Consider the following 16,353-nt stretch of genomic DNA (forward strand, 5'->3'; position numbering starts at 1 on the left):
ATGCAGTTCAGCGAATTGATGGCGGTTCTTTCCACCCTGGCGATCCGACTCCAGCGCGACGGCCAGGACCTGCTGGTCCAGGGCGATGACGAGGCCCTGGACGATGGGCTTTGGGACAGTCTGGTCGAGCACAAGCCACGGCTCCTGGAACTGCTGGACGAGCAGGGCGGCGACTGGCTGAGCCCGGCCTTCAAGATCACCCCGGACATGCTGCCGCTGGCCCGGCTGGACGCATCGGCCATCGAGCGCATCGTCGCCGCGGTGCCCGGTGGCGCGGCCAACGTCCAGGACATCTACCCCCTGGCGCCACTGCAAGAAGGCATGCTCTACCACCATCTGTCCGCGGCCCAGGGTGATCCCTACGTGCTCCAGGCACGCTTCGCCTTCGCCAACGATGCGTTGCGCCAGGACTTCGCCGGCGCCTTGCAATGGGTCATCGAGCGGCATGACATCCTGCGTACCGCCATCGCCTGGGAAAGCCTCGACGAACCGCTGCAAGTGGTCTGGCGCCATGCGCCGCTGGTGTGCGAGCAGGTCGCCCTGGACCCTGCCGGCGGCGATGCCTTGGGCCAGTTGCAGGCCCGCTACGATGCTCGGCATCTGCGCCTGGACCTGCGCCAGGCACCGCTGCTGCGCCTGGTCTACGCCGAGGACCCGGGCAACGGGCGCCAGGTGGCCCTGTTGCTGTTCCACCACATGGCCCTGGACCATGCCGCGCTGGATGTGGTGCGCCAGGAAATCCAGGCCCGCTTGCTCGGACACAGCGACCGGCTGCCGGCCCCGGTGCCGTTTCGCAATCATCTGGCCCAGGCGCGCCTGGCCCAGGAGCAGGGGCACCATGAGGCGTTCTTTCGCGAGATGCTGGGGGACATCGACGAGCCGACGCTGCCGTTCGGCATCGCCGATGTACAGGGCACGGGCCGGCGCATCGAGGAGCGGCGGGCGACCCTGCCCAGCGAGCTCAGCCAGCGCCTGCGGGCCCAGGCCCGGCAATTGGGGGTGAGCGTGGCGAGCCTGATGCACCTGGCTCTGGCGCGGGTCCTGGGCCAGGTATCCGGACGCGAGGCGGTGGTATTCGGCACGGTGCTGCTGGGCCGCATGGAAGCCGGCGAGGGCGGCGAGCGGGCCTTGGGCATGTTCATCAATACCTTGCCGCTGCGGGTGGATGTCGGTGCCCAGGGCGTGCGCGCCGGAGTGCTGGCCACCCACCGCCGGCTGACCGCCATGCTCGGCCATGAACACGCGTCGCTGGCCCAGGCCCAGCGCTGCAGCGGGGTCAGCGCGCCGACCCCGCTGTTCAGCGCCATGCTCAACTATCGCCACAGCCACGCAGGCGACGCCCAGGAAGTCCAGGAAGTCGTGCCGGGCATGCAGATCCTGGGAGCCGAGGAGCGCACCAACTATCCGCTGACCATCAACGTCGACGATCTCGGCGAAGACCTGCGGATCGTCGCCCTGGCGGACGTCGCCATCGGCGCCGAGCGCATCACCGGCTACTTGCTGGGCGTGCTGGAGAGCCTGGCCCTGGCCTTGCAGGACAGCCCCGAGGCACCGCTGCACAGCCTGCAGATGTTACCGGCCAGCGAGCGCCAGTACCTGTTGCAAGGGCTCAACACGCCCCAGGGCCACTATCCGGATCACCCGCTGATCCACCAGCAGGTCGAGGCCCAGGCCCGGGTCCAGCCCGAGGCCACGGCGCTGATCTTCCAGGACCAGCGGCTGAGCTACGGCGAGCTCAACCAGCGTGCCAACCAGGTCGCCCACCGCCTGTTGGCCCTGGGTGTGCGTCCGGACCAACGGGTGGCGATCTGCGTCGAGCGCGGCCTGGAAATGATCGTCGGCCTGCTGGGCATCCTCAAGGCCGGTGGGGCCTACGTGCCCATCGACCCGGCTTACCCGCGCGAACGGATTGCCTACACCTTGCAGGACAGCGCCCCGGTGGCATTGCTGGTGCAGGCCGACACCCAGGCCCTGATGAGCGACCTGCGGGTGCCGCTGATCGACCTCGACAGCCGCACCCTGGCCCATGAGGCCCTGGACAATCCCCAGGTGTCCGGGCTGAACCCGGCCAGCCTGGCCTATGTGATCTACACCTCCGGCTCCACCGGCCTGCCCAAGGGGGTGATGGTCGAGCACCGCAACGTCGCCCGGCTGTTCTCGGCCACCCGCGACTGGTTCGGTTTCAACTGGCGCGATGTCTGGGCGCTGTTCCATTCCTTCGCCTTCGATTTCTCGGTCTGGGAAATCTGGGGTGCGCTGGTCCATGGCGGTCAGTTGCTGATCGTGCCGCAGGCGGTCAGCCGCTCGCCCGACGCCTGCTATGCGCTGCTGTGCGAAGCCTCGGTGAGCATTCTCAACCAGACGCCCAGCGCCTTCCGCTCGCTGATCGCGGCCCAGGGCCGCAGCGCCCTCAAGCATTCGCTGCGCCAGGTGATCTTCGGTGGCGAGGCCCTGGAGCCCGGGCTGCTCAAGCCCTGGTACGCGCGGGTGGGCAACGTCGGTACCCAGCTGGTGAACATGTACGGCATCACCGAGACCACCGTGCACGTGACCTACCGGCCATTGCAGGCGGCGGACGCGCAACTGGTGGGCAGCAGTCCCATTGGTCGGCGCATCCCTGACCTGCAGCTATACGTCCTCGATGCCTGGCGCGAGCCGCTGCCCACCGGCGTGGTGGGTGAGCTGTACGTAGGTGGGGCCGGGGTCGCCAGGGGCTACCTCAATCGTGAGGAATTGACCGCCGAGCGCTTCATCGCCGATCCGTTCAGCCAGCAGGTAGGCGCACGCCTGTACAAGACCGGCGACCTGGCGCGCTGGCGCGAAGACGGCAGCCTGGAGTACCTGGGACGCAACGATGACCAGGTGAAGATCCGCGGCTTCCGTATCGAGCTGGGGGAGGTCGAAGCACGCCTGGCCAGCTGCGACGGCGTTCGTGAAGCCGTGGTGGTGGCCCGCGAGGACCTGCCCGGGGACAAGCGCCTGGTGGCCTATGTGATCGCCGCCCCGGGTGCCGCGCCCAGTGCCACGCAATTGCGTGAACAGCTGCGCCACAGCCTGGCCGACTACATGCTGCCCAGCGCCTTCGTGCTGCTGGACAGCCTGCCGCTGACCACCAATGGCAAGCTCGACCGCAAGGCCCTGCCGGCGCCCGATAGCCAGGCAGTGGCCCGGCGTGAGTACGAGGCGCCCCAGGGTGAGGTGGAGCAAGCCATCGCGGGGATCTGGCAAGAGCTGCTGCAACTGCCCCAGGTCGGGCGCCAGGACAACTTCTTCGAGCTGGGCGGACATTCGCTGCTGGCAGTCAAGCTGATGGAACGCATGCGCCAGGTGGACCTGTGCGCCGATGTGCGGGTGCTGTTCGGGCAACCGACCCTGGCGGCCCTGGCCGCTGCCGTGGGCGCGGTGAGCGAGGTGCAGGTGCCGGCCAACCGCATTCCCGGCGATTGTTCGCGCATCACTCCAGACCTGCTGCCCCTGGCCAGCCTGGACCAGGCCGCCATCGACCGGCTGGTGGCCCGAGTGCCCGGCGGCGCCGCCAACATCCAGGATATTTACCCGCTGGCGCCGTTGCAGGCGGGCATTCTCTATCACCACTTGAGCTGCGAGGAGGGCGATCCCTACCTGCTGCAAGTGCAGTTCGAGTTCGCCGACGAAGCGACCCTGCAAGCCTTTACCCAGGCCGTGCAACAGGTGATCGAGCGGCATGACATCCTGCGTACCAGCCTGGCCTGGGAAGGCCTGGACGAGCCGGTCCAGGTGGTCTGGCGCCAGGCGCCGCTGGTGGTGCAGGTGCTGGCGGCGGACCCGGCCCGGGGTTCGGCCCTGGCCCAGTTGCAGGAGCGTTTCGATCCACGGCACTACCGCCTGGACCTGGGCGGTGCGCCGCTGCTGCGCCTGGCCTGCGCCCGGGACCCGGGGCAGTCGCGCTGGCTGGGCATCCTGCTGTTCCATCACCTGGCCCTGGACCACACCTCGCTGGAGGTGCTGGTGGAGGAAATCAGCGCCGTGCTGCAAGGCCGTGGCGGGCAACTGCCACCCGCCGTGCCGTATCGCAACTACGTGGCCCAGGCCCGCCTGGGCTTGAGCGAGGCGCAGCACCAGGAGTTCTTCCAGGAGTTGCTGGGCGATATCGACGAGCCGACCCTGGCCTTCGGCTTGCAGGACGTGAAGCGTGACGGTGGCGATATCCACGAATGCCAACTGCACCTGGACCCGCTGCTGTGCCAGCGTTTGCGCACCCAGGCCCGGGCTATTGGGGTGAGTGTCGCGAGCCTGCTGCACCTGGCCTGGGGCCGGGTGCTGGGGCAATTGTCCGGGCGTGAGGACGTGGTATTCGGCACCGTGCTGCTGGGCCGCATGCAGGGTGGCGAGGGGGCCGACCGCGCCCTGGGCATGTTCATCAACACCCTGGCGCTGCGCATCAGCCTGGGCGAGCAGGGCGTGGAACAGGCGCTGCGTTGCACCCATGCGCGGCTGGCGCAACTGCTCGGCCACGAGCATGCCTCCCTGGCCCTGGCCCAACGTTGCAGCGCAGTCCCGGCGGCGCAACCGCTATTCAACAGCCTGCTCAACTACCGCCACAGCGCCAGCCTCGACGCAGACCCCCAGGGGCCGGCGATCTGGGATGGCATCCGCGTGCTCGAATCCCGCGAGCGCAGCAACTATCCGCTGACGGTGAACGTCGACGACGACCACCAGGGCCTGCGCCTGACCGTGCAGGCGCAAGCCTCGGTGGACGGGGCGCGGGTCTGCGGCTACCTGGCTTGCGTGCTGGAGCACCTGGCCCAGGCCCTGGAGCAGGCGCCGGACAAGGCCCTGCTGGCGATCCCGGTGATGCCCAGGACCGAACGCCAGCAAGTGCTGGTGGAATTCAACGCCACCGCCCGCGACTACCCGCGCCAGCAGACCCTGGCGCAGCTGTTCGAGGCCCGGGTCCAGGCCCACCCTGAGCAGGTCGCGGCAGTGCACGGCCAGGAGCGGCTCAGCTACGCCGGGCTCAATGCCCGGGCCAACCGGTTGGCCCATCACCTGCGCGAATTCGGGGTGCAGCCGGGCGATCACCTGGCGATCCTGCTGCCGCGCTCCCTGGACCTGCTGGTCAGCCAGCTGGCCATCAGCAAGTGCGGCGCGGCCTACGTGCCGCTGGACAGCAACGCCCCGGCCAGTCGCCAGGGTTTCATGGTGAGCGATAGCCAGAGCGTGGCCCTGGTCACCCACAGCGACCTGCCGCTGGCGGTGGCGGTGCCCCGGATCGAGCTCGACCGGCTGGAGCTGCGGGCCCTGCCAGCGGATGACGTGCACGTGCAGCAATCCAGCGCGGCGGTGGCATACATCATGTACACCTCCGGTTCCACCGGCGAGCCCAAGGGCGTGCTGGTGCCGCACCGGGCCATCACCCGCCTGGTGATCAACAACGGCTACGCCGACTTCAACGCCGCTGACCGGGTGGCGTTCGCTTCCAACCCGGCCTTCGACGCCAGCACCATGGACGTCTGGGGCCCGCTGCTCAACGGTGGCCGGGTCGTGGTGGTGGACCAAGAGACCCTGCTCGACCCGCCGGCGTTCGCCCAACTGCTGCAAGCTTCTGGCGTGACGCTGCTGTTCCTCACCACGAGCCTGTTCAACCAGTACGTGCAGTTGATCCCCCAGGCCCTCAAGGGCTTGCGCATGCTCCTGTGTGGCGGCGAGCGGGCGGATGCCACGGCGTTCCGGCGGATGCAGGCCCAGGCGCCGGGGCTGCGCCTGGTCAATGGCTACGGCCCGACCGAGACCACCACCTTCGCCGTCACCCACGAGCCCGGGGAACTGCCGGAAGCTGCCGACAGCCTGCCCATCGGCCGACCGCTGTCCAACACCCAGGTGTACATCCTCGATGCCCTGGGCCAGCCGCTGCCCATCGGGGTCGCGGGCGAGATCGTGATCGGTGGCGACGGCGTGGCCCTGGGCTACCTCAACCGTCCCGAACTCACTGCCCAGAAGTTCATCCACGATCCGTTCGCCAACCGCGCCGGTGCCTTGCTCTACCGCACCGGGGACATCGGCCGCTGGCTGGGCAACGGCCTGCTGGAGTATCTGGGGCGCAACGACGACCAGGTGAAGATCCGTGGCCTGCGCATCGAGCCGGGGGAAGTCGAGGTGCGCCTGGCGGCGTGCCCGGGGATCAGGGATGCGCAGGTAATGGTGCGCGAGGACGAGCCCGGGGACCAGCGCCTGGTGGCCTACTACCGGGTCCAGGACGATGTCGCGCAGCTGTCCGCCCAGACCCTGCGCGACGCCTTGCTCCAGCAATTGCCGGAATACATGGTGCCGCTGGCCTATGTGCGGCTGGATGCCTGGCCGCTGACCGCCAACGGCAAGCTCGACCGCAAGGCCCTGCCGGCCCCGGCCGCCTCGGCCAGCCTCAGCCGTGAGTTCGTCGCGCCCCGGGGCGAGGTGGAAACCGCCCTGGCGCGGATCTGGAGCGACCTGCTCAAGGTAGAGCAGGTCGGGCGCCATGACCACTTCTTCGAACTGGGTGGGCATTCGCTGCTGGCGGTGAGCCTGATCGAACGCATGCGCCAGATCGGCCTGGGAGCCGATGTGCGGGTGCTGTTCAGCCAGCCGACCCTGGCCGACCTCGCCGCGGCCGTGGGCAGCAGCCGCGAAGTCCGGGTGCCGGCCAACCGCATCGGCGCCCAGTGCCGGCAGATCACCCCGGACCTGCTGCCGCTGGTGGAGCTGGAGCAGGCGGACATCGACCGGGTGGTGGCCTGTGTGCCGGGCGGGGTGGCCAATGTGCAGGACATCTATCCCCTGGCGCCCTTGCAGGAAGGCATCCTCTACCACCACCTGAGCGCCGGGCAGGGCGACCCCTACCTGCTGCAATCGCGCATGACCTTCGACAGTCCCGAGCGCCTGGAGCGCTTCGCCGCGGGCTTGCAGCAAGTCATCGACCGCCACGACATCCTGCGCACCGCGGTGCTCTGGGAGGGCCTGGCGCAGCCGCTGCAGGTGGTCTGGCGCGAGGCTCGGCTGCAACTGCTGGAGCAGGCGCTGGACCCGGCCGACGGCGACATCCTCGAACAACTGCAACAGCGTTTCGACGCCCGCCACTGGCGCCTGGACCTGGCCCAGGCACCGCTGATCCGCCTGGTGCATGCCTATGACCGGCAACGCCAGCGGGTGGTGGCGATCCTGTTGTTCCATCACCTGGCCCTGGACCACACCGCCATGGAGGTGATCGGCCAGGAAATGCGCGAGCTGCTGTTCAACGGTGGTCGCGGCCTCGGCGCCCCGGTGCCGTATCGCAACTACGTGGCCCAGGCCCGCCTGGGGGCCGGCCAGGCCGAGCATGAGGCGTTCTTTCGCGAGATGCTCGGCGACATCGACGAGCCGACCCTGGCCTTCGCCGTGGAAGATGTGCAAGGCGACGGCCGGGACATCGAGGAGGCCCACCTGGCGTTGCCCGAGGCCCTGGGCCTGCGCTTGCGTGAGCAGGCGCGGCAACTGGGGGTCAGTGCCGCGGCGCTGATGCACCTGGCCTGGGCGCTGGTGCTGGGGCAGGTGGCCAACCGCCGGCAAGTGGTGTTCGGCACCGTGCTCATGGGCCGCATGCAAGGCGGCGAGGGCGCCGACCGGGCCCTGGGGGTGTTCATCAACACCTTGCCGTTGCGGGTGGATGTGCAGGGTTGCACGGTGCGCGCGGCGGTCAAGGCCTCCCACGCCCGGCTCAGTGCCCTGCTCGGCCATGAACATGCTTCCCTGGCCCTGGCCCAGCGCTGCAGCGCCCTGGCCAGCGGGGCGCCGCTGTTCAACGCCTTGCTCAACTACCGGCACAGCGCCCCGCAACCGGCCGCCGCCGGCCAGGACATCTGGCAGGGCGTGGAACTGCTCGGTGGCGAGGAGCGCAGCAACTATCCGCTGAGCCTGAGCGTCGACGATCTGGGCGCAGGCTTCGGCCTGTCTTTGCTGGCCCTGGCCGGGATCGGCGCGCAGCGCCTGGGGGACTACATGTCGCGTGCCCTGGAGCAACTGGTCGATGCCCTGGAGCACAGCCCCGAGCTGGAGCTGGGGCAACTGTCGGTGTTGCCGCTGGCGGAGCGCGAGCGCCTGCTGCGGGACTTCAATGCCAGCACCGCCGCCTATCCGCGCGGGCAGACCTTGCATGGCCTGTTCGAGTCCCGGGTCCGCGCGGCCCCCGACGCCGTGGCGCTGGTCCAGGGGCCGCTGCGCCTGAGCTATCGCCAGTTGGACCAGCAGGCCAACCAGCTGGCCCGGAAACTCTTGGCGTTCGGCGTGCAACCCGATGACCGGGTGGCCTTGTGCCTGGCCCGTGGCCCGCAACTGCTGCAAGGAATGCTGGCGGTGCTCAAGGCCGGGGCCGCCTATGTGCCCATCGACCCGAGCCATCCGGCCGAGCGCATCGCCTACCTGGTACAGGACAGCGCCCCCCGGGCGCTGCTGGTGGCCGGCGGCTTGTCGCCAGCGCCTGGGGTGCCGGTGCTCGACCTCGACCGGCAGGCCTGGACCGACTCCGATCCGGACACCCCGCAAGTGCCACGGCTGACCCCGGCGCACCTGGCTTATGTGATCTACACCTCGGGTTCCACCGGCCAGCCCAAGGGCGTGATGGTCGAGCACCAGAACCTGGAGAACCTGGTGCACTGGCATTGCCAGGCCTTCGACCTGGGCCCCGGGCGGCATGCCTCCAGCCTCGCCGGCCTGGGCTTCGACGCCATGGCCTGGGAGGTCTGGCCGACCCTGTGCAGTGGCGCGACCCTGCACCTGCCGCCGGCCGATATCGGCCACCAGGACATCGAGCGGCTGCTGGCCTGGTGGCGCGACCAGCCGCTGGATGTGAGCTTCCTGCCGACACCGGTGGCTGAGTACGCCTTCAGCCAGCAACTGCGGCACCCGACCCTGCGTACCTTGCTGATCGGCGGTGACCGCTTGCGCCAGTTCACCCGCGACCCGGGCTTTACCGTGGTCAACAACTACGGGCCCACCGAAGCCACGGTGGTGGCGACCTCCGGGGCGCTCGTGGCCGGTGGCGCGCTGCATATCGGCCGGCCCATGGCCAACGCCCGCATCTACCTGCTGGACGAACTGCTGCGGCCGGTACCGGTCGGTGTCGCCGGCGAGTTGTACGTGGGCGGCACCGGGGTAGCCCGGGGTTACCTGAATCGTCCCGAGCTGACCGCCGAGCGCTTCCTCGACGACCCGTTCAGTGCCGAGCCCGGCGCGCGCATGTACCGCAGCGGCGACCTGGCGCGCTGGCGCGAAGACGGCACCCTCGATTACCTGGGGCGCAACGACGACCAGGTCAAGGTGCGCGGCATGCGCATCGAACCGGGGGAAATCGAAGCCGCGCTGCTCCAGCACCCGGCCCTCGAGGAAGCCCTGGTGCTGGTGGCCGAAGAGCGCCTGCTGGCTTACTTCACCTTGCGCGCAGGCGCCGCGGAACTGGCGGCCGAAGACCTGCGCGACCACCTGCAGGGGCGCCTGCCGGACTACATGCTGCCGGCGGCCTACGTCCGCCTCGCAGCCCTGCCACTGACCGCCAACGGCAAGCTCGATCGCCAGGCCTTGCCGGCGCCGGCCCAGGGCGATTGGCTCAGTCGCGAGTTCGAGGCCCCCCAAGGCGAGGTGGAAACCACCCTGGCGCGGATCTGGAGCGAGTTGCTCAAGGTCGAGCAAGTCGGCCGCCACGATCACTTCTTCGAGCTGGGCGGGCACTCGCTGCTGGCGGTGACCCTGGTGGAGCGCATGCGCCAGGCCGGCCTGGAAGCCGACGTGCGGGTGCTGTTCGAACAGCCGACCCTGGCCGCCCTGGCCGGGGCGGTGGGTGCCGGGCGCCAGGTCGCGGTGCCGGCCAATCGCATCCCGGCCGGCTGCCGGCACATCACCCCGCAGCTGTTGCCACTGATCGAGCTGGACCAGGAGGCCATCGACCGGGTGCTGGCCACGGTCCCCGGCGGCGCCGCCAATGTGCAGGACATCTACCCCCTGGCGCCCTTGCAGGAGGGCATCCTCTACCATCACCTGAGCGCCCGCGAAGGCGATCCCTACCTGTTGCAGTCGCACCTGGCGTTCGCCAGCCGCCAGCGCCTGGAGGATTTCGCCGCGGCCCTGCAACGGGTCGGCGAGCGCCACGATATCCTGCGCACGGCGATCCTCTGGGAGGGACTCAAGCAACCGCTGCAAGTGGTCTGGCGCGAGGCCCGGGTGGCCCTCGAGGAAGTCGACCTGGATCCGGCCGATGGCGACATCCTGCAGCAGTTGCACCAACGCTTCGATCCTCGCCATTGGCGCCTGGACCTGACCCGGGCGCCGTTGCTGCGCCTGGTGTTCGCCCAGGACCCGGTACGTCAGGGCGTGGCGGCGATCCTGTTGTTCCACCATATCGTCCTCGACCACACCGCCCTGGATGTGGTGCGCGAGGAGATCCAGGCCTGCCTGCTGGGGCAGCAGCCCGCGGGCGCGCCGATCCCCTATCGCAACTACGTGGCCCAGGCGCGCCTGGGTGTCAGCCGCGAGGAGCACGAGGCGTTCTTCCGCCAGATGCTCGGCGACATCGATGCCCCGACCCTGCCGTTCGGCTTGCAGGATGTGCAGGGCGATGGCGATGCCATCGAAGAGGTGCAGCAAGCTGTGGACGCGACCCTGGCCACTCGCTTGCGGGCCCAGGCGCGGCTGCTGGGGGTCAGTGCCGCGAGCCTGTTCCACCTGGCCTGGGCCCGGGTGCTGAACCTCACTACCGGCCAGGAGCGGGTGGTATTCGGCACCGTGCTGCTGGGCCGCCTGCAGGCCGGGCAGGGCGCCGACCGGGCCCTGGGCATGTTCATCAACACCTTGCCGCTGCGGGTCGATCTGGACGCCGGTGGGGTGCGTGCGGCGGTCAAGGCCACCCACGCCCGGCTCAGCGCCTTGCTCGGCCATGAGCATGCGTCCCTGGCCCTGGCCCAGCGTTGCAGTGGGGTGGCCGCGCCGCTGCCGCTGTTCAGCGCCATGCTCAACTACCGCCACGGCAGCGATGCGCCGCCAAGCGAGGCCGTACGCCAGGCCTGGCAGGGCATCCAGACCCTGCACAGCGAGGAGCGCACCAACTATCCGCTGAGCCTCAACGTCGACGACTTTGGCCAGGGTTTCCGCCTGACCGCCATGACCCCGGCGCGGATTGGCGCCGGACGGGTGTGCGGCTACTTGCAGCAAGCCCTGCTGGCCCTGGTGGACAGCCTGGAGCAAGCGCCGCAGCGTTCCCTGCTGCAGGTGCCGATCCTGCCCGAGGCCGAGCGCTGGCAACTGCTGGAAGGCTTCAACGCCACGGCCCGCGACTACCCGCTGGAGCAGACCCTGCACGGGTTGTTCGAAGCCCAGGTACTGCGCAGCCCCGAAGCGCTGGCGGTGCAAGCCGGCGAGCAGCGCCTGAGTTATCGCCAGCTGAACCAGCAGGCCAACCAGTTGGCCGGGCACTTGCTGCAACTGGGCGTCGGCCCGGACCAGCGGGTGGCGATCTGCGTCGAGCGCAGCGTCGACATGGTGCTGGGCCTGCTGGCGATCCTCAAGGCCGGGGGCGCCTACGTGCCTATCGATCCGGCCTATCCCCAGGAGCGGATCGACTACATGCTCCAGGACAGCGCACCGCTAGCGGTGCTGGTCCAGGGCGCGACCCGGCACCTGGCGCAGGCGTGCGGGCTGGCGTTGCTGGACCTGGACCAGCCGCAATGGGCCGCACAGTCCCGGGACAACCCGCCAGCGCCGCACTGCGCGCCACGGCAGCTGGCCTACGTGATCTACACCTCCGGCTCCACCGGCCAGCCCAAGGGCGTGATGAACGAGCACCGGGCGGTGGTCAACCGCTTGCTGTGGATGCAGGAGCAGTACCGCCTGGACGCGAACGATGCGGTGTTGCAGAAGACCCCGTTCAGCTTCGATGTGTCGGTGTGGGAGTTCTTCTGGCCGCTGTTCACCGGCGCCCGCCTAGTGATGGCCCGCCCCGAAGGGCACAAGGACCCGGCCTACCTGCGCCAGCTGATACGCGAGCAGGGCATCAGTACCTTGCACTTCGTGCCGTCGATGCTCGATGTATTCCTCGCCCACGACGCCACGCCGGACGACCTCGGCCTGCGCCAGGTGATGTGCAGCGGCGAGGCGCTGCCGGGCAGCCTGGTGCGGCGCTTCAAGCAGCAGTTGCCCAACGTCGACCTGCACAACCTGTATGGCCCCACTGAAGCGGCGGTGGACGTGACGGCCTGGGATTGCACCGGCCCGCTGGACGCCACCCCGGACAACACGCCCATCGGCAAGCCGATCGCCAACACCCGGCTGTACCTGCTGGATGCGCAATTGCAGCCGGTGCCCTTGGGGGTGGTGGGCGAGCTGTTCATCGCCGGGGTGCAGGTGGCCCGTGGTTATCTCAACCGCGAGCAACTGACCGCCGAGCGTTTTGTCGACGACCCGTTCAGTGATCAACCAGGCGCGCGCATGTACCGCACCGGCGACCTGGGGCGCTATCTCGCCGACGGCAATATCGAGTACCTGGGGCGCAACGACGACCAGGTGAAGATCCGCGGCCTGCGCATCGAGCTGGGGGAAATCCAGGCGCGCCTGACCCAGCTCGAAGGCATCAAGGAAGCGGTGGTCCTGGCCCGCGAGGACGTGCCTGGGGACAAGCGCCTGGTGGCCTACTACACCAGCGCCGCCGGCCACGCGAAGTTGCCCGTGGAGCAGTTGCGCCAGGCGCTGCTGGAGCACCTGCCGGACTACATGGTGCCGGCGCTGTTCGTGCACCTGGAGGCCTTGCCCCTGAGCCCCAACGGCAAGCTGGAGCGCAAGGCGCTGCCGGCGCCGGGGCTGGAGGCGGCGGTGGTGCGCGAGTACGAGGCGCCGGTGGGCGACACCGAGATCTTGCTGGCGCAGTTGTGGGCCGAGTTGCTCAACGTCGAGCGGGTAGGGCGCCACGATCACTTCTTCGAACTGGGTGGGCACTCGCTGCTGGCGGTGAGCCTGATCAGCCGGATGCGCGAACACGGCATGGAGGCCGATGTCCGCGCGTTGTTCGAACAACCGACCCTGGCCGGCTACGCGGCAATTACCGAACGAATGGAGATCGTCCTGTGAGCGTGATCGAACTGTTGGCGACACTGAAGGAAAAGGACGTCCAGCTGGTGCTCAAGGACGACCAACTGGTGGTCCAGGGCAACAAGCAGGCCTTGAGCGACCCGGCCTTGCTGGCGCGCCTGCGCGAGCTCAAGCCGCAGTTGATCGAGCTGATCAAGAGCGGTGAGTACGCGCCGGCCAAGGCCGGCCAGGTCGCGGTGCCGGCCAACGGCATCACCGCGCAGACCCGGCGCATCACCCCGGACCTGCTGCCCTTGGCCAACCTCGACCAGCAGGCCATCGATCGCATCGTCGCCACGGTGCCGGGCGGGGTCGCCAACATCCAGGACATCTACCCCCTGGCGCCGCTGCAGGAAGGCATCCTCTATCACCACGTCAGCGCCACCCTGGGCGATCCCTATGTGATGCAGGCGCAGTTCGCCTTCGCCAGCGCGCAGCACCTGGAGGCTTTCGCCGAGGCCCTGCGCGGGGTCATCGCCCGCCATGACATCCTGCGTACCGCCGTGCTCTGGGACGGCCTGGCGCAACCGATGCAGGTGGTCTGGCGCGAAGCCGGGCTGATCCTCCAGGAAGTCGAGCCGGACCCGGCCGGCGGCGCCGTGCTGGAGCAACTGCAAGTGCGCTTCGATGCCCGCCACTACCGCCTGGACATCAGCCAGGCGCCGATGCTGCGCCTGGTGCATGCCTGGGACGAAGCCGGACAACGCATCGTCGCCATCTTGCTGTTCCACCACATGGCCATGGACCACAGCGCCCTGGACGTGGTGCGCCACGAAATGCAGGCCCTGCTCACCGGCCGGGCCGCGCGCCTGGGCCCGGCCCTGCCGTTTCGCAACTACGTGGCCCAGGCCCGGCTGGGCATCAGTGAGCAAGAACACGAGACCTTTTTCCGCCAGATGCTGGCGGACGTCGACGAGCCGACCCTGCCGTTCGGCCTGCAGGACGTGCAAGGCGATGGCCGGGCGATCGAGGAGGCCAGCCTGGCCCTGCCCACCGCCCTGAGCCTGCGCCTGCGCAGCCAGGCGCGGCAGGCCGGGGTCAGTGCCGCGAGCCTGTTCCACCTGGCCTGGGGCCGGGTGCTGGCGACCCTGGCCGGCAAGCACAAAGTGGTGTTCGGCACCGTGCTGATGGGCCGGATGCAGGGCGCCGAAGCCACCGACCGGGCCCTGGGCATCTTCATCAACACCTTGCCGTTTCGCCTGGACGTGGCCGGGCAGGGCCTGGCCGAGGCCCTCAAGGACACCCACAAGCGCCTGACCAGTCTCTTGCGCCATGAGCATGCGGCCCTGGCCCTGGCCCAGCGCTGTAGCGGAGTCAGTGCGCCGACCCCGCTGTTCAGCAGCTTGCTCAACTACCGCCACAGCGCCGCCGGAGCCAGTGCCGAGGCCCAGGCCGCCTGGGCCGGGATCAGCACCCTGCACAGCGAGGAACGCACCAACTACCCCCTGACCTTGAGCATCGATGATTTCGCCGAGGACTTTGGCCTGACCCTGCTGGCCAGCAACCAGGTCGATCCGCGGCGGATCCTCGGTTACCTGCTGTGCACCCTGGAGCATCTGGCCCAGGCCCTGGAGCAGGAGCCGCAGCTGGTCCTGGACGCGCTGGCGGTGTTGCCGGCCAGCGAACGCCGGCAGGTACTCGAAGGTTTCAACCGCAGCACGCGGGACTACCCCCGGGGCCAACCCCTGCATCGGCGCATCGAGGCCCAGGCGGCCCATGCCCCCGAGGCGCTGGCGGCCTGCTGCCAGGGGCGTGAACTGAGCTATGCCCGGCTCAATGCCCAGGCCAATGGCCTGGCCCACCGGCTGCGGGCCCTGGGAGTGCGGCCCGACGACCGGGTGGCGATCGTCGCCCGCCGGGGCCTGGAGCCCCTGGTGGGCCTGCTGGCGATCCTCAAGGCTGGTGGCGCCTACGTGCCCATCGATCCGGCCCATCCCGATGAACGCCTGAACTACCTGCTGGACGACAGCAGCCCACGGGTGGTGCTGGTCCAGGCCGAGTTGCGCCAGCGCCTGCCGGCCCTGGCGGTGCCGGTGCTCGAACTCGACCCGCGGCACTGGCAGGACCAGCCCGGGGACAACCTGGAGGTGCCCGGGCTGAGTGAGCGGAACCTGGCTTACGTGATCTACACCTCCGGTTCCACCGGCCTGCCCAAGGGCGTGATGGTCGAGCACCAGACCCTGGGCAACCTGGTGGACTGGCATTGCCAGGCGTTCGAGCTGGGCCGCGCCAGCCAGACCTCGAGCCTGGCCGGTTTCGGCTTCGACGCCATGGCCTGGGAAATCTGGCCGGCCTTGTGCGTGGGCGCGACCCTGCACCTGGCGCCGGCCAGCCAGGGCACCGAGGATGTCGACGCCTTGCTCGCCTGGTGGCGGGCCCAGCCGCTGGATGTGAGCTTCCTGCCGACCCCGGTGGCCGAGTACGCCTTCAGCCAGCAACTGGGGCATCCGAGCCTGCGTACCCTGCTGATCGGCGGCGATCGCCTGCGCCAGTTCGGCCAGCGGCAGAGCTTTACCCTGGTCAACAACTACGGCCCCACCGAGGCCACGGTGGTGGCCACCTCCGGCACCGTCGAGGCCGGTGGCGCCCTGGATATCGGCCGGCCCATGGCCAATGCGCGGATCTACCTGCTGGACGAACGCCGCCAGCCAGTGCCCATCGGGGTCGCCGGCGAGCTGTACGTGGGCGGGGCGGGAGTGGCCCGCGGCTACCTGAATCGTCCCGAGTTGACCGTCGAGCGCTTCCTCGACGACCCCTTCAGCACCGTGCCGGGGGCGCGCATGTATCGCACCGGCGACCTGGCCCGCTGGCTCGAGGATGGGCGCATCGAATACCTGGGACGCAACGACCACCAAGTGAAGATCCGGGGCGTGCGCATCGAGCTGGGCGAGATCGAGAGCCGTCTCAACCAGATTCCCGGCATCCAGGAAGCGGTGCTCCTGGCCCGTGAGGACCAGCCGGGCAACCTGCGGCTGGTGGCCTACTTCACCGTCCGCGAAGGGCTCGCGGCGCCGACCCCGGGCGAGCTGCGCGAATACCTGCTGGCGCAATTGCCGGACTACATGGTGCCGGTGGCCTATGTGCAGTTGCAGGCCTTGCCGCTGACCGCCAATGGCAAGCTGGACCGCATCGCCTTGCCGGCACCTGACCAGCAGGCGCTGTTCAGCCGTCACTACCAGGCGCCTGAAGGGCCTGTCGAAACGACCCTGGCGCAGATCTGGAGCCAAGTGCTGCAGGTGGAGCGAGTGGGGCGCC

Annotated in this window: 2 protein-coding genes (1 of these 2 running past the window's edge); both read left to right on the forward strand. The window is 69.3% G+C overall.

What is annotated here, in order from left to right:
• Positions 1-13,098, forward strand: coding sequence for an amino acid adenylation domain-containing protein (locus AC3WK8_RS25640; protein WP_492574087.1), 13,098 nt, complete (start codon positions 1-3; stop codon positions 13,096-13,098).
• Positions 13,095-16,353 carry the 5' end (the start) of an amino acid adenylation domain-containing protein gene (locus tag AC3WK8_RS25645; RefSeq protein ID WP_492574088.1) on the forward strand. It continues 11,420 nt past the right edge of the window, so only the first 3,259 of its 14,679 coding nucleotides appear in the window; the start codon lies at positions 13,095-13,097; the stop codon falls past the right edge of the window. The genes AC3WK8_RS25640 and AC3WK8_RS25645 overlap by 4 nt, the downstream gene beginning before the upstream one ends.

The organism is Pseudomonas sp. FW507-12TSA (genome assembly GCF_058781435.1).